Source organism: Peribacillus sp. NPDC096447 (assembly GCF_044762725.1).
GTDB lineage: Bacteria > Bacillota > Bacilli > Bacillales > DSM-1321 > Peribacillus.
Genome location: NZ_JBIWEV010000001.1, coordinates 351,837 through 368,642 on the forward strand (window position 1 = coordinate 351,837; position 16,806 = coordinate 368,642).

The window sequence follows — 16,806 nt, forward strand, 5'->3', positions numbered from 1 at the left end:
TACATTCATTTTCTTCCATTCAAGATATGCTTTTCATTTTGCAAGAATTGGCTCCTTGAATTCCTCATGCGAGCAATTCGCTCCTCTGCCATCCTATCCGCCGCTTTATAAGTTGGGATTTGATCACGTTTTGCAATCTCGATGACTCTTTCAATTGTATCATAAACCGTTTCCACTTTCTTAAGGGCTCTTTCCCGATTATACCCTAAAAGCTCATCGGCCACGTTTATGACTCCACCTGCATTAATTACATAATCAGGAGCATATATAATACCTTTTTCATGAATTTGATCGCCATGAACAGGTTCCTTTAATTGATTATTGGCCGCACCTGCAATGACCTTCGCCTTGATTTGATTGATTGTATGATCATTTATGACAGCCCCTAATGCACAAGGTGCATAGATATCACAGTCGACTCCATAAATTTCATCAGGATTCACTGCAGTCGCCCCAAAGGATTCAACCGCACGGGCCACGCTTTCTTTATTGATATCCGTAACGATCAGCTTTGCGCCCTCCTCATGAAGGTGACGGCATAAGTTATAAGAAACATTCCCGACGCCTTGGACCGCAACCACCTTGCCTTCTAAGGAATCAGTTCCGAATGCCTCTTTTGCAGCAGCCTTCATACCGCGGTATACCCCATATGCAGTTACAGGGGAAGGATTACCCGAAGAACCGAATGCAGGGGAAATCCCAGTGACAAAATTCGTCTCCTCATGAATGAGATCCATATCCTCAACCGTTGTACCTACATCTTCAGCTGTTATATAACGCCCATTCAGCCCTTGGATATACCTTCCGAATGCACGGAACATCTCTTCATTTTTATCCTTACGCGGATCGCCGATGATGACGGTCTTCCCCCCGCCTAAATTCAAGCCGGCAGCGGCGTTCTTATATGTCATTCCTCGCGAAAGCCTTAAGGCATCTTCAATGGCATCTTCTTCAGATGCATACGTCCACATCCTTGTGCCTCCAAGCGCAGGCCCTAATGTTGTATCATGAATGGCAATAATCGCTTTCAAACCCGATTGTTTGTCCTGACAGAATAGCAGTTGCTCGTAATCATACTTCTCAAGATATTTAAAAATTTCCATAAAGGAATCCTCCCTAGATGTTTTAATACATGTCAGATATGAGGACACTGAATTTCTCCTCATTCTTACTTGTTCCTACGTTCATTTTAAATAAAATCCGCTACTCACATGATATTTTCCCTATGGGGAATGGTTCCCTTGAAAAATCCATACACCTGTAAATATGCAAATAACATGCCAATAAAATACATAATGAGAGCGTTTTTATCCAAAAAAAGGAGATGCTGGTTAATATGTTGGGCAACTATAGCCTATAACAAATTGAAAAAAATTTCATGTTAGAAGTGGAGTCTCGCTTAAATTAAAATAAATCAGAAAATTCCGTGCAGTTTTTTTCATAGTGCGCAATTACTTGCGTGCAAAAACTTTCACAGTTTTAGTTTTTCCATTTTGTAATATAGATTTCTGACAGAAATCCCAAGAGCTTTTGCCGTAAGTGTTTTATTTCCCTTGTGGGTATGGAACGCTTGCTGAATGATTTCGGCTTCATACTGGTCTATTATCTCCGAGAGCGGTTTCCCCGATACGTAGCCAGAAGGCTTCATTAATAATTTCTCTTGTTTTAATGGAATCTCTTCGATAAAATCCGGGATATGCTGTATATCAATGATCGTCTCGTTCAATTTCATGAAAATGATGGCCCGTCCTAAGATATTTTCCAGTTCCCTAACATTACCTGGCCAGTTGTAGATTTGCATCTTATGTATAGCTGCTGCTGAAATTCCCTCTATGCTTCGTCCATACTCCTGATTGATTTTATTAATCAAATGCTCCGCCAATTCTCTCAAATCCTCTTTTCTCTTTCTTAATGGAGCAATGAAAATAGGCATGCGGTTCAGCCTGAAATATAAGTCTTCCCTGAATGATCCATTTGAGATGGCCTCTTCGAGATTGATATTCGTAGCGGCTATGACCCGGACATTGATGGGAATCGGCTTCGTCCCCCCCACTCTGACGATTTCCTTTTCTTGTAAAACCCGAAGTAATTTAGCTTGGATGTTGGCTGGTAATTCACCAATTTCGTCCAAAAAGATACTCCCTTGATTTGCCTCTTCAAAAAAACCGACCTTTCCGCCCCTATTTGCCCCTGTAAAGGCTCCTTCATCATAACCGAACAGTTCACTTTCAAGTAATGATTCCGAAATGGCCGCACAATTTACACGAACGAATTTATTGAATTTCCTATCGCTCGCATTATGGATGGCATGTGCAAATAACTCTTTGCCAGTCCCTGATTCCCCTCTTAATAAGACAGTAGCAGGTGTTCTTGCCGATAATTTCGCCTGTTCAATGGGAAGCTTCATCTCTTCGGAAGCGCCGATTATATCATCAAAGGAATATTTAGCCTGCAATGTCCTGATAATCTGTCTTGCCCGATTCAGTTCGTGGGTAAGGGCTTGAATTTCCGATACATCATGAATGACGCCAACGCTCCCTTTAAGGCACCCGTCCACAATGATTGGAGCAACATTCACGATCACTTCCTTATGTTTTGGGCCGACACGCATATTGACACCCCGAACAGGCTTTTTTGTCTGAAGCACTTTCATATGCATACTTTCACCTTCGTAAATATCGATGGAAGCCGGCTTACCGATCACTTGGGTCTTTGTTAAACCAGTGATTCTTGTATATGCCGGATTGATCAAAAGCCCCCTGCCTTGATCATCCACAACAGATATGGCTTCATCACTGGATTGAATGATCGCCTGGAGCATCGTCTGTATCTCTTTTAAATCAGTGATCTGCTCCGCCAATTGTACAGCTTCCGTTTTATTCCTAAACACGGAAAAAGCCCCTATGATTTCCTTATCGGCATTCACAAGAGGTATCCTTGTCGTTATGAGTTCCATTCCATTGCTAAGTGTCATTTCCTGATTCACTTCTTTTTGGTTCGTTTGCATCACTCGAAGCAATCCAGTTGAAGGGATGAAATCTTTGATATGTCTGCCTATCACATCCTCGCGCTTTGTGTCAGTGGCACGTTCGGCACTATCATTGAACATGATGATGAATCCTTCATGATCAATCACCACCATCCCTTCACTCGTCGTATTAAGGATCAAGTCCATTTTTGCCGAGGTATTCTCCAATTTACTTATTAAACGATTTTTCTCTTCAAACAACTTAGTCATAATGAGGGCGACACTTCCAGGAATGAGAATCGTTTGTTCGCCCATGTCCCTTTTTATCTTTTTATAGACAGTCGGGTCTCCTGTCGTATCAAAAATGATGTCCAAATCCCGCTCCAATCCCAGGCTCCAATTAGTCACTGTAGGGATCCCTCGTTCCTTTGCAGCAAGCATCCCTTCAGCGGATTCATTCGTATCAGCCATACAAACAATGGAGAATACTTCACTTTCCGATAGGAGTTTCAACACGGTTGTCCCTCCCATTCCTCCCCCTACTATCATGACCTTTTGCATGAGCCATCCCCCTTAAGATATAATTACCCCTTTTATTAGATCAATCTATGCAATTTTTTTCATACTCCACACCATTTTACCATATCGGCTCCCTTTAAAAACAGCCACCAACTCCCAGTCATTATCTAGATTCCCGAAACTTGACAAATAATTTATATCCTTTATCATTTTTTAAAGACGGAATTTTCGGAAGGGATTTGACCGCATGAAACGTTTAATCGCTTTTTTGATTCTTTTTATACCCGGTGCCTTTGCTGCCTATGGCATAAAAATAATGAGGGACATGGTGTTCGGTATTCTGCAGCCCCCCTATCCAGTCCTTTGGCTGCAATTTTTAATAGGACTGCTCATTACGATTGGCGGAATAGCCTTCATCGCCGGCTTCGTCCTTCATCGAGATCGAAAACAAAATAAGGTCCAAAGCAGGTTCAATAAATTTTAAACGCAGAAAGAAGGTGCCATGTATCGTATGGCACCTTCTTTCTTTATCTTGATTTCAAGCCTTCCCTGACCCGTACGGCTGCCTCGGGAAAATCGGTTATGATGCCGCTGCACCCCAATTTGAATAGCCTCTTCATCTCGGCTTCTTTATTAATGGTATATGGCCGTACAGGAACACCCATACTCACAGATGCTTGAATGAGCTCATCAGGGGCAGCCCGGATATTTGGGTGGATTGCACTTCCGCCTATTGCCTTGGCATATATCCACGGCATGTATAGACCATCCCTATAAAGCGGTGCGGTTTCCAATTCAGGTGCCAATTGATGGCAATTGACCAAGCTGTAATGATTGAAAGAAGAAAGGATAATCCTTTCCTCCATTTCGTAAGTACGGATGAGCCGGATGACTTTCTCTTCTAAGCCAGGATACAGAAAAAGCGTATTTTTCAATTCAATGTTGCAAAAAAGCTGATTATCGTCAAGCCAAATAAATAGTTCTTCAAGTGTCGGAATCTTTTCTTTACCCAACTTACCCTTATAGTTTGAAGACGCATTAAGGGTTTTCAACTCCATCAATGTCCTGTCTTTTACATATCCCGAGGCATTCGTGGTCCGATCGAGCTTTTCATCGTGAATGATGACCACTTCCCCATCTTTCGAGAGCTGGACATCCGTTTCAATACCGTCCGCCCCGACACGGGCAGCTTCTTTGAACGCCGACATCGTATTTTCCGGATGTGTTCCTGCTGAGCCTCGATGTGCAAAGATTAAGGTCATGAAGAAACGCCGCCTCTCTCAATAATGGTTATATACCAATGTTATGAACAGAAACAGCAAATTATTTTCATCTAGCTCAATAATCTAATAAAATGCAGTTGATTATTTTCTGCATAGAATCCTATCCGCTTCCAATACAAAATGCTCATTTTTCACACAAATCATTTACTTCCCTCCTTTTATCATGATTAAATATATCTATAATTATAATAAAAGGAGCTATATAGCCCGAACACCGTCTAAAATAATTCGTGCCGCTTTTCAACCAAACAAAAACGCCTTTTATTTATGGGATTTCCTGAAAAATCCAATAAATAAAAGGCGTTTAATTTTTTTAACCGGCAGCGTAAAAAATTTAAAGTTGCCGATTAGAAAAAATCACGAAGCAACTTCTTCCTGTCCTTTACAGCCCGACGGAGAGTTCTTATTTATATTTAGCGGCTCTAGCCTTTATATGGTCAATTGTTACCCCTGGCTCTTAACAACCGGTGTTCCCCCTACCCTTGTTGTCAAGAAGCTTTATGTTCGAGGCGCAGCTTATCGGCAACCATGGCAATGAATTCGGAATTTGTAGGTTTTGCCTTAGTCATGCTTACGGTATATCCGAAAAGTGATGAAATGGATTCTATATTGCCACGGCTCCAGGCCACTTCAATCGCATGCCTGATGGCACGTTCAACACGGCTCGCCGTAGTATTGTATTTTTTTGCGATATCCGGATATAAAACTTTGGTGATGGAACCCAATAGTTCAATATCATTATATACCATGGATATGGCTTCCCTTAAATACAAATAGCCCTTTATATGTGCAGGGACTCCAATCTCGTGAATGATGCTTGTGATGCTGGCATCGAGGTTCTTCGGCTTGGATTCATTTTGGGGACGATAGCTAAACTGACTATGATTTTTTAAAACTGCCTGCCCTTTACTGCTTACCTGACGTATGTGATTGGCCAGATTTTCCATATCAAATGGCTTCAGGATAAAGTAAGAGGCACCCAAATCAACAGCTTTTTTCGTTACATCTTCTTGACCAAAGGCAGTAAGCATAATCACATTAGGCATGGCACCCCGTTTTACTTCACGAAGTTTTTCAAGCACACCTAATCCATCTAAATGAGGCATGATAATATCGAGGATCAATATATCCGGGTCAACGCTCTCAAGCATACCCAGGCAATCTTGACCGTTATGTGCCACCCCAATTACTTCCATGTCATCCTGTGCAGAAATGTATTCTTCCAGAAGGCCAACAAGTTCTCTATTATCATCTACAACGCACACCTTAATTTTTTTCACGCTTGATTTCCTCCTCAACTACAATTGGTCTTTTTTTCTATATGACTAAATTCTATTGTAATTGAACTTTTCGACAATGGAAACTAAATTCCTTTTATTTTTGAAAAAATATAAGGAATTCAATATTATTCTCCGGATATCTCTTGTTTTCGACTTCGTTTGCTATTCGAATAAAGCGATTGTCGAAAAATCTTCATATCGTTATCATTTTATCACATCGTTTCAAAAAAACCTCTACTTTTTGAAGAAATCAATTTAATTCCTACCCAAAGTCTATGCTAATCATAACTTTCCATTAAAAAGGGGCATCCATAAGGATACCCGGATTCTTAGCTTGCCTTTTCATAATTATCTTTGTCGTATATATTTATACCGGCTTCGTTTAACATCCATTCGATATGGACTCCATACCCACTTGTAGGATCATTAACGAATACATGGGTGACTGCACCGATTAATTTACCATTTTGTATGATAGGACTGCCGCTCATACCTTGAACGATCCCACCCGTTTTTTGAAGCAATTCCTTATCCGTCACTTTTAAGACCATTCCCTTAATTGCAGGGAATTTCTGTGGTATGGAACTGACGATTTCAACATCGAATTCCTCCACTTCAGAACCATCCACCACTGTAAGGATTTTTGCTGGTCCTTCCTTTACCTCATGGGAAAGGGTGATGGGGAGTGGCTTATCGTTAATTCCATTTTTAAAATCTTGATTTAATTTCCCAAAAATTCCAAAGGGACTATTGCGATTGATATTTCCTATTTTTTCTTTATTGGAAGAAAAGCGTGCCAATTTTTCTCCTGGATCACCATTGCTTCCCTTTTCGATGGATGTGACCGTCGATTGAACAATCTGTCCGTCCTTGACAACAATCGGCTTTTTTGTATCCATATCGGATATGACATGTCCCAACGCCCCGTATTTTTTTGAATCCGGGTGATAAAATGTCATCGTTCCGATGCCAGCTGCCGAATCACGGATATACAAACCCAATTTGTAAGTTCCTTCATTCTTATCTTTTAGAGGTAATAGGGTACTATGAAGCACTTCATTATCACGGTTAATGACAAGATTCAACGCCTCACCCTTTTCACCTGCCTGCTGAACAAAAGGGGTTACATCCCCCATCTTCTTTATCGTCTGACCATTGATTTCTGTAATAATATCACCGATTTCAATTTTTGCTTTTTCTCCCGGTGATTTTTTCCCCTGCGCAGTATCAATAAGATGATGACCTACTACGAGAACCCCAAGAGTATTAAGCTTTACTCCAATGGATTGGCCTCCAGGCATGACTTTAAAGTCTTTTAACACCCTGATGTCGACCTTTTTGGCAGGTAAGCCTGCTACATCGAGTAACACTTCATTCGTACCTGGTTTTTCAGCACCAAGCGTAATCGAGGCTTGTTCATCATGAAGCGAAATTCCATCACTGGATCCCGAAGTTTTTGCAGAAACAGGCAATGATTTGGAAATGCTATATTGACTTCCTTCAAATAGTACAAGATGATTTGGAATTAAAAAATATTCACGAGATGGCTGGTATAACCCTAATGTTAATAGCGAAACAAGGAGAATTCCACCGATGATCCTGTTTATCCATGTAAATTTCAATCCATTCACTCTCCTCGCTCTCTGAAACTTTATGGCTACACCTTTAATTTAGCCCTCATGACAGTCATTTATAACAGGTGCAAAAAATAAAAGCTATCCGTTTTTGGATAGCTTTACAATGAATGCTTATGATATGTTTAAATAATCTTCTTACCGGCCCTTCATGATGTAATCTTCAGCCTTTTGGCCAGCTGGATTAATTCATTGGCATGCTGCTTCGTCAAATCCGTTATCTCGACTCCTGAAATCATCCTGCCGATTTCTTTTACTTTTTCCGTTTCAATTAGCGGCTTGACAGAGGTATTCGTGCGTCCGGCCCTTACATTTTTTGCTATGAAAAGGTGGGTATCCGCCATAGCGGCCACCTGTGGCAAATGGGATATGCACAATACTTGTGATCCGGTTGCCACTTTATAGATCTTTTCGGCAATGGATTGTGCAACCCTTCCGCTCACACCTGTGTCCACTTCATCAAATATGATGGATGTTATGCCTTGATGTTTGGAGAAAATGCTTTTCAAAGCCAGCATGATCCTCGACAGTTCTCCGCCAGATGCGATTTTGGAAAGAGGTTTTAACGGTTCACCTGGATTGGTGGAAATATAAAATTCCATTGAATCCAGGCCTGACTGATTAATGCCCCTATCTGACAATTCATCGAAAGTATAAGCAGTTTGAAGGAAATGTGGTTCGAAAATTGTCTTTTCCATGTATAAATCTTTTAATTCCTGATGGATCTTTTTGGTTAACTGCTGAGCGAATTTCTGGCGAAGTTCAGAAAGATTCTTTGCTTCGACAATTAAATCTGCCTTGATGGATTTCATTTCCTTTTCGAGCTTCGCTATATGGGTTTCCCTATTTTGCAGTTTTTCGACTTCTTCTTCTATAGCGGCTCCATATTCCAGGATTTCCTCGATGGTCCGCCCGTATTTCCGCTTTAATTGATTTATTTCATTAAGGCGGCTTTCAATGAATTCCACACGTTCTGTATCATAATCCAAAGAGTCTAATTGGTATCGGATGTTTGACACGGCCTCTTCAAGCAGGAAGTAGCTATTTGAAACGGTTTCAGAGCTATTCTTTAAACCCTCATCAAGCCCTGCCGCTTCCTCCAAATTATTCATGGCTACGGAAAGCCAATCAATTGCATGCTGCTCACCATTTAAAGCATTATAACTGGTTTGCAGCGCTTCATGAATTTTTTCGAAATTATTAATTTTCTTCCGCTCTTCCATCAATTCTTCATCTTCGCGTAACTTCAAATCAGCTTTTTGGATTTCATCGAATTGAAATTGGATCAAATCAAGGCGGTGGACCATTTGCTGTTCATTTTGGCTCAAGCCATTCAATTGTTTAGAAGCGGTTTCATAACGTTTATATAGCTTTTGGTATTCAGTGAGTGCAGATGCGATTTTTTCACCGCCGAATTGATCGAGCAGTGGAAGATGGAGTCGCTCATCCATTAATTCCTGATGTTCATGCTGACCATGGATATCTATCAATGTCCGACCTATCTCGCGTAAAGTGGAAATCGTTACAAGCTTTCCATTTACCCTACAAACGCTTTTGCCGCTTTGTGAGATGTCCCTTCGAAGTATCGCCATCCCATCATTCATATCCAGGCCAAACTCTTCCGCTTTGGCAAAGACCGGGTGTTTTTCATCTTCAATTTGGAATAATCCTTCTATTTCGGCCTTAGACTCACCATGCCGAATGAACTCTGCAGAACCACGTCCCCCAACCAAAAGATGAACGGCATCTATTATGATTGACTTCCCTGCCCCTGTTTCCCCTGTCAAGACCGTCAAGCCTTTCTCAAATGAAACGGACAGGCTGTCTATGATCGCAAAATTCCTAATCGATAGTTCTGTTAACAAACTAGGTCACCTCACAACATTATTAGAGCATGTCCAAGAATTTGCCGGAAATGATCTTTGCATCTTCCTCAGAACGACAGATAATCAAACAAGTATCGTCGCCGCCGATCGTCCCGAGTATTTCTTGCCAATTTAAATTATCAATCAATGCGCAGATTGCCTGGGCATTACCTGGGAGCATTTTCATAACCAGTAAATTATTGGCTGAGTCAATGCGTACAAATGCATCGACAAGGATTCTCTTTAATTTTTGAAGTGGATTGAAGCGCTGGTCGGCCGGCAGACTGTATTTATATCTTCCATCCGTCAAAGGAACCTTTACAAGGTGAAGCTCTTTAATATCCCTTGAAACAGTGGCTTGAGTTACATTGTATCCAGCTAATTTCAATTCTTCAACTAACTCATCCTGGGTTTCGATATCATTATTCGTTATGATGTCCCTTATTTTTATATGTCGTTGTCCCTTATTCATAAGTAGAAGCACCTCTTCTCAACTGTTGCTCATTTAATGGTAATGGTATCACTTTCATTTCTTACTTAAGCAAGCTGCCCCAATAATGGGATTGCTTCGTTATCTTCAGTACGTGCAAATAGGCCGCTTTAGAAAGTGGCTAATATTAATGTTATCGGATTTTTATGCAATTGTACAACTTTTTCTCTAAAAATGAATACAAGTCTATTTTTTTGTACGTACCTATTTTATGTATCCCCCATTAAATGGTTCAGTGCATGACCACAATCTATAGTTAAAAAGCTCCTTTAGCCAACCATTCAGCCAAAGGAGCCCATACAAAGTTCTAACTATTCTTTTTTAAATTGGGCATGGGCCTCTCCAACGATGTCGTCAACCGTTTTCGAAAGCAATATCGCTCCTTCATCCTTCGACCCTTGCCAGTGTAAATGAAGTAAGAATTCAATATTTCCATCACCGCCGGTAATCGGTGAGAAGGAGGCATCATTAATATCATAGCCTTCCTTTATAGAAAAAGAAATGATCTTATCCAATACTTGTTTATGGATTTTGGGATCGCGAACAATCCCCTTTTTACCCACTTGATCCTTCCCAGCTTCGAATTGCGGTTTAACCAAGGCAACGACATCACTATTCGGGACGAGCAAGGTCTTTAGCACCGGTAAAATTAACGTAAGCGAGATGAAAGAAACATCAATGCTTGCAAAGTTTGGCATCTCCCCATCGAGATCGGCGGGTGTCACATAACGAAAATTGGTTCGTTCCATTACTTTAACCCGCTCATCCTGCCTAAGCTTCCAAGCAAGTTGATTATAGCCCACATCAAGCGCATAAGACATTAGAGCGCCATTTTGCAATGCACAATCCGTGAACCCACCAGTTGATGAACCGATATCAAGCAATATTTTTCCATTCACTTGTAAATCGAATTCCCTTAATGCCTTCTCAAGTTTAAGACCGCCTCTTGAAACGTACGGCATGACTTTTCCTTTGATCGTAAATTCGAGATCGACCGGCACTTTTTCCCCCGGTTTTTCGTACCTCTCTTCATTCGCGTAGACAAGACCAGCCATAACCATACGCTTCGCTTTTTCACGTGTATCGGCCAAGCCTTGTTCTACAAGTAATACATCTACTCTTTCTTTCATCACTTTCATATTGTCAGGCCCTTTTTTCTTTTTTGGGTGTTATCATTTTAATCTTTTTGATCGCTGTCTCAGTCGTTAAACCGATTTCTTCAAGCAGTTCATCGACACTTCCATGTTCAATGAAATAATCAGGTATCCCCATTCGATCTATAATTGCCCCATAAAATCCTTGATCATGGGCATATTCAAGTACTGAACTACCAAAACCACCTTGAAGAACCGCTTCTTCTATTGTCAAAATAGGCATTTTTTCACCAAGGAGACTGCTTAGCATGTTCTCATCCAAAGGCTTAATGAACCGGGCATTGATCACCTTAACTGAATAATCCTCTTTCTCGAGCAGTTCTGCCGCTTCAAGAGCCATGGGAATCGTTGTACCGAACGTTAAGATGGCAGCATCCGTTCCTTCTTTAAGAACTTCCCACGAACCGATTGGAATCTGCTGTAATTCAGTATCCATCACAACTCCCCAACCATTCCCACGAGGGAAACGCATAGCAATAGGACCATCATTATAGTTTAAGGCCGTATTGACCATATGCTGACCTTCGTTTTCATCTTTCGGCATCATCAACACCATATTCGGTACATGGCGTAAGAAAGCAATGTCGAAAACGCCTTGGTGCGTTTCACCATCGGAACCAACTAATCCGGCACGGTCGATCCCAATGAATACGTTCAAATTCTGACGGCAGATATCATGCACCACCTGGTCATAAGCCCTTTGCAGGAATGTTGAATATATAGCCAGGAAAGGTTTCATTTTTTGCGTTGCCAATCCGGCTGCAAAAGTTGCAGCATGCTGCTCGGCAATCCCTACATCATAGAAACGCTCTGGAAACTCTTGAGAAAAGCCCACCAATTTCGAACCTACGGGCATTGCAGGTGTAATCGCGACAATCCGCTCATCGTCACGGGCTAGCCTGCTGACAGTATCGCTTACAAGAGCGCTCCAAGCAGGACCTTTACTAGGGGATTTCACGAAATCGCCAGTCTCGATTTTGTATGGGCCTGTCCCATGCCAGTTTCCTGTTGTATCCAGCTCGGCAGGTGAATAGCCTTTGCCTTTTTTCGTGATGACATGCAACAGTACAGGTCCCTTCGTTTTCTTGGCATATCTTAAATTCTCCAGCAATTCTTCATAATTATGACCATCCACTGGTCCAAGGTATGTGAAACCGAGCTCCTCGAAAAAGATTCCTGAAACCAATAAGTACTTCATGCTATCCTTAAGGCGTTCAGCTGTAGCTGCAAGTTTACCACCAACTGCAGGGATTTTTTTCAAAAGCAGCTCCAATTCATCTTTTGCCCAGTTATATTTACCCGCTGTACGCAATCTTCCCAATATCGTGTGCAGGGCACCTACGTTAGGGGCTATGGACATTTCATTATCATTTAGGATAACGATCATGTCCTTTTTTTCATCACCGATATGATTCAACGCTTCAAGCGCCATTCCGCCTGTTAGGGCACCGTCCCCGATCACTGGCAAAATAAAACTGTTTTCACCTTTGATATCACGGGCAGCCGCCATTCCCATTGCAGCTGAAAGTGAAGTCGAACTGTGACCGGTTTCCCAAACATCATGGGGGCTTTCGATCATTTTAGGAAAACCGCAAAGACCTTTGTATTTCTTTAAGGTGTCGAACTCTCCTGCTCTGCCAGTCAGGATCTTATGAACATAGGATTGATGTCCGACATCCCATAAAATTTTATCATTCGGACTGTCGAATTCTTTATGCAAGGCTATAGTCAACTCGACGACACCTAAATTGGGACCAATATGCCCACCTGTCACCGATAATTTTTCCACGAGGAATTTACGTACTTCCACACTTAACTCGACAAGTTCTTCATTATTCATCTTCTTCAAAAAAGAAGGGTCTTTTATAGATAGAAGATCCAAACAGGACCACTCACTTTCTGTCATTTTCGGTTATAAGCATAAACAAAGCCTCATAAAAGAGGGCTATGGGGGACTTGACCGAAAAATTGGTTTTAAGTTAAAAAATAGCCGCCAACACCCAGGTGATTTCGGCGGCTTAATATACCTATTTTATCACGTATCTCAATTAAAAAATTCATTTTGATTTTCACATATTTTTGCACAATGAGTATACCATAAAACCTCAATTGATAACAAATTTAGCTCAATCAATGGTTACGGTTCGCTATTAAATCGGTTAGTTCATTCAACAAACCCGTTTGTAAGGTTGTTTTTCCTAAAGCGGCATGGGCAAGTTCTATATGATGTTCCAACTTTTCCTTTGCCCCTTGAAGCGTAAGTAAAGAAGGATATGTGCTTTTATGATTACCCACATCACTGCCAACCGGCTTGCCGATCAACTCGACGGACCCTTCAATATCCAGAATATCATCCCGAATTTGAAAAGCAAGCCCCAGGTGGTATGCAAAGTCACGTAAATGGAGTTGCTGTTCTTCATTCGCTCCGGATAATATAGCACCGGAAAGGATGCTTGCAGTCAATAACTTCCCTGTTTTATGTTCATGGATATACTCCAATTCCTGAAGGGTCAGCTGTTTATTTTCACCTTCCATATCGGCAACTTGACCTCCCACCATTCCTTCTGCTCCGGCAGACTTCGCAATTTCACTTACAAGGTTCAGCTTCATTTCAGCCGTCACCTCGGGATCGATCATATCCGTCACCAATTGAAAGCTATATGTAAGAAGCGCATCACCTGCCAGTATTGCCACCGCTTCACCGAACACTTTATGGTTCGTCGGTTTTCCGCGGCGGAGATCATCATCATCCATCGCTGGAAGATCATCATGAATCAAAGAATATGTATGGATCATTTCAATGGCAGCCGCTGCAGGAATCCCGATCCTCAAGCTTTTCCCAAAGGCTTCCAGAACCGCAAAGACCAATAACGGGCGAATCCGTTTACCCCCTGCCTCCAGCGAATAGATCATGGCTTCTTTGACCACTGCCGGTGCTTTAAGTTTATTGACATATTCCACGATTTCCCGTTCTATAACCGTTTTATATTCTTTAGAAAACATTTCAAAGGACGCCGTACCCATGTCATTCTTCCTCCTGTACAGCGAAGTTTTCAAGTTCCCCATCTTCGCGTAAAATTTGAGTCAACTGATCTTCAACAGCCTTAAGCTTCGAATGGCAAAGCCTTGATAAATCCATTCCTTGTTTATATATGGAGATGGCTTCTTCCAAGGGCACATCGCCTTCTTCCAACTGTTCTACAATTTTTTCGAGATTCTCCATCGCTTCTTCAAATGTAGCTTCTTGTTTTTTTGTCATGGTTCAATCCGCTCCTTTATTTCTTTAATTTCACATTCAAGGGTTCCATCTTTTATCGAAACCGCTATCTTATCCCCTTTGGATACTTGCTGTGTACTTTTCACTAATGTCTCATCCTCAGCAAAAACCAATCCATAGCCCCGTTCCATGATTTTTAGTGGACTGAGGGCAGACAAAGTGGCTGTAATATGAACGAATTGCTGTGATTTTTGCCGATAGATGGCTTCCATGGCCCTACGTAAAACCTTTGCATGCTGCCGCAATTCATCTTTCGCATTTTTCACCGCTTGTTCAGGATGCTGCTTTTTCAGAATTTCGTTCAGCTGATTCAGCTCATCTCTCTTTTTCATGAAATATCGCGTGCTGTTCCTCCCTAGCCTGTCCATCGTCTTGTCTAGCTGTTCCAGCTTCTGTTCATACATTTTATGCGGATAACGGAAAGCATAAGACCTCTCCATCCTGGTCAAACGGGTTCGTTCAAAATTAACCGCTTCTTGAATGGAGCGGGTCAACCGATTTTTGCGGTTCATCAGGCGTTCGAGTATTTCATTCAAGTGAGGAACCGCTAACTCCGCTGCACCAGTCGGTGTAGGAGCACGCATATCGGCGACAAAATCAGCAATGGTAAAATCAGTTTCGTGACCGACAGCAGAAATTACCGGTATATCGGAATCATAAATCGATTCAGCCACTATCTCCTCATTAAAGGCCCATAGCTCCTCGATCGACCCGCCTCCCCTTCCGACAATGAGAACATCGCTTTCCGCCCTTGCGTTAGCCATTGAAATTGCCTTGGCAATCGATTTAGCGGCATTATTCCCTTGTACAAGTGCTGGATAAACGATGATCCTGGCGATTGGATATCTCCGCTTGATGGTTATCAGGATATCTCTTAATGCAGCTCCGGTCGGGGAGGTTATGACTCCTACAGACTTAGGGTACTGCGGGATCGGCTTCTTATGTTCGGCCAAAAACAAACCTGCCGCCTCCAGCTTTTTCTTCAGCTGTTCATAAGCAAGATACAAATCCCCCACACCATCAGGGGCCATGCTTTTCACATAAAGCTGATACTGTCCCCCAGCTTCATATAATGATATATCGCCCTTAACAAGTACCTTCATACCATTTTCGGGCAGGAATTTCATCCCTTTATTATTGGCGGCAAACATAACGGAAAGAAGTCGGGCCTTCTCATCCTTTAAAGTAAAATACATATGTCCGCTTGTATGTTGTTTAAAATTCGAAATTTCACCTTTTATGTATACATTTTGCAAATGGGGGTCGGCATCGAATTTCCTTTTGATGTACTTAGTTAAAGCCGACACACTCAAATATTGTTGGTTGCTCATATAATGTCTCCTTCCGATGGAAATCGGATATAAAGAAAACTCACCTATGTATCCATGAATGGAAAAAAAGCGGTCTCCCGTTATTATAAAACAAGAGGTCCGCTTCTTTAAAATAATTTAACGTTTTTTTAACTTTTTAATGCTTGTTTGTTCAGTTCAAGTGCTTTTTGAGCAGATTTGACCGTATTCTTCATAAGCATCGTAATCGTCATGGGACCAACGCCTTTAGGAACAGGTGTAATGTATGAAGCCTTATTTTTCACTTCATCAAATGCCACATCACCGCAAAGCTTCCCTTCATCATTCCTGTTCATTCCGACGTCAATTACGACTGCGCCTTCTTTAATATGGTCACTCGTGATCGTGTCCCTCTTTCCGACAGCTGCCACAACGACATCGGCTTGCTTAGTATAATATGCAAGATCCTTTGTCCGTGAATGACAGTATGTAACGGTTGCATTTGCATTCAAAAACAATTGTCCGGCTGGTTTTCCGACGATATTACTTCTCCCAACGATGACAACATGCTTACCTTCAAGGTCGTAATCGATATACTCAAGCATCACCATGACGCCGTATGGAGTACAAGGTAAAAATGCATCCTGTCCCGTCATCATCCGCCCAATATTAATCGGGTGGAATCCATCTACATCCTTTTCAGGGGAAATCGCTTCAATGATCGCTTTTTCCTGAATATGTCCAGGCAATGGCAGCTGCACCAATATACCATGAATGCTGTCATCCTGGTTTAATTCAGCAATGCTCTGAATTAATTCCTCCTGAGAGAGTTCCGCAGGCTTTTTAATTAATACGGAATGCATGCCCAAGTCCTCACAGGCCTTTTGCTTATGGCGCACATAGGTTTGTGATGCTTGATTGTCACCCACCAGGATCACAGCCAAACCCGGAACCATATTTTTTTCACGTAACTGTTGAACTTCCTTACTGATTTCCTGCCTAACTGACTCTGCAATTTCATTACCATTAATGATTTGAGCTGACATG

The 16,806-nt window shown here is 41.7% G+C and carries 14 protein-coding genes; 1 reads left to right on the forward strand and 13 read right to left on the reverse strand.

Translation table 11 applies throughout. The features are described from left to right. Positions 1-5 precede the first annotated feature (5 nt). Positions 6-1,103, reverse strand: coding sequence for a branched-chain amino acid dehydrogenase (gene bcd / locus ACIQZD_RS01755; protein ID WP_402897566.1), 1,098 nt, complete (start codon positions 1,101-1,103; stop codon positions 6-8). A 368-nt stretch (positions 1,104-1,471) separates the two neighbouring features. Next, positions 1,472-3,529, reverse strand: coding sequence for a sigma 54-interacting transcriptional regulator (locus ACIQZD_RS01760; protein WP_402897568.1), 2,058 nt, complete (start codon positions 3,527-3,529; stop codon positions 1,472-1,474). A gap of 205 nt (positions 3,530-3,734) precedes the next feature. On the opposite strand from ACIQZD_RS01760, the gene ACIQZD_RS01765 reads away from it, so the two are divergent. Then, a complete protein-coding gene (locus tag ACIQZD_RS01765; protein ID WP_101222519.1) occupies positions 3,735-3,971 on the forward strand; it encodes a DUF2627 domain-containing protein in 237 nt (78 codons plus the stop codon). A gap of 43 nt (positions 3,972-4,014) precedes the next feature. Here the strand turns inward: ACIQZD_RS01765 and ACIQZD_RS01770 are convergent, their stop codons facing one another. The 11 genes from ACIQZD_RS01770 to folD form a co-directional block, all read right to left on the reverse strand. Further along, complete coding sequence (locus ACIQZD_RS01770) at positions 4,015-4,749, reverse strand: glycerophosphodiester phosphodiesterase (protein ID WP_402897570.1); 735 nt, start codon at positions 4,747-4,749, stop codon at positions 4,015-4,017. A gap of 509 nt (positions 4,750-5,258) precedes the next feature. Next, positions 5,259-6,050: a sporulation transcription factor Spo0A gene (spo0A, locus tag ACIQZD_RS01775; RefSeq protein WP_137016177.1), complete on the reverse strand. Its 792-nt coding sequence runs from the start codon at positions 6,048-6,050 to the stop codon at positions 5,259-5,261. 329 nt (positions 6,051-6,379) lie between these two features. Continuing rightward, a complete protein-coding gene (gene spoIVB, locus ACIQZD_RS01780) occupies positions 6,380-7,672 on the reverse strand; it encodes a SpoIVB peptidase (RefSeq protein WP_402897573.1) in 1,293 nt (430 codons plus the stop codon). A gap of 161 nt (positions 7,673-7,833) precedes the next feature. Further along, entirely contained in the window at positions 7,834-9,549 is a 1,716-nt protein-coding gene (recN, locus tag ACIQZD_RS01785; protein WP_402897575.1) for a DNA repair protein RecN, read from the reverse strand. A gap of 22 nt (positions 9,550-9,571) precedes the next feature. After that, a complete protein-coding gene (gene ahrC / locus ACIQZD_RS01790) occupies positions 9,572-10,021 on the reverse strand; it encodes a transcriptional regulator AhrC/ArgR (RefSeq protein ID WP_034308279.1) in 450 nt (149 codons plus the stop codon). A 329-nt stretch (positions 10,022-10,350) separates the two neighbouring features. Further along, positions 10,351-11,178 carry a TlyA family RNA methyltransferase gene (locus ACIQZD_RS01795; protein WP_402897577.1) on the reverse strand — a complete coding sequence of 276 codons (828 nt, stop codon included), beginning with the start codon at positions 11,176-11,178 and terminating at the stop codon, positions 10,351-10,353. A gap of 4 nt (positions 11,179-11,182) precedes the next feature. Further along, the gene (dxs, locus tag ACIQZD_RS01800; RefSeq protein WP_101223461.1) at positions 11,183-13,075 is read right to left on the reverse strand and encodes a 1-deoxy-D-xylulose-5-phosphate synthase; all 1,893 of its coding nucleotides are present in this window, start codon (positions 13,073-13,075) and stop codon (positions 11,183-11,185) included. 248 nt (positions 13,076-13,323) lie between these two features. After that, complete coding sequence (locus ACIQZD_RS01805) at positions 13,324-14,217, reverse strand: polyprenyl synthetase family protein (RefSeq protein ID WP_101222525.1); 894 nt, start codon at positions 14,215-14,217, stop codon at positions 13,324-13,326. Position 14,218: 1 nt separating this feature from the next. Further along, positions 14,219-14,452 carry an exodeoxyribonuclease VII small subunit gene (locus tag ACIQZD_RS01810; RefSeq protein WP_034308286.1) on the reverse strand — a complete coding sequence of 78 codons (234 nt, stop codon included), beginning with the start codon at positions 14,450-14,452 and terminating at the stop codon, positions 14,219-14,221. After that, positions 14,449-15,801 (reverse strand): exodeoxyribonuclease VII large subunit, encoded by a 1,353-nt coding sequence (gene xseA, locus ACIQZD_RS01815; protein ID WP_402897580.1) that lies wholly within the window; start codon positions 15,799-15,801, stop codon positions 14,449-14,451. Before xseA ends, ACIQZD_RS01810 begins: the two co-directional genes overlap by 4 nt. Before the next feature lie 128 nt (positions 15,802-15,929). Then, positions 15,930-16,805, reverse strand: coding sequence for a bifunctional methylenetetrahydrofolate dehydrogenase/methenyltetrahydrofolate cyclohydrolase FolD (gene folD / locus ACIQZD_RS01820; protein ID WP_402897583.1), 876 nt, complete (start codon positions 16,803-16,805; stop codon positions 15,930-15,932). Between the last annotated feature and the right edge of the window lies 1 nt (position 16,806).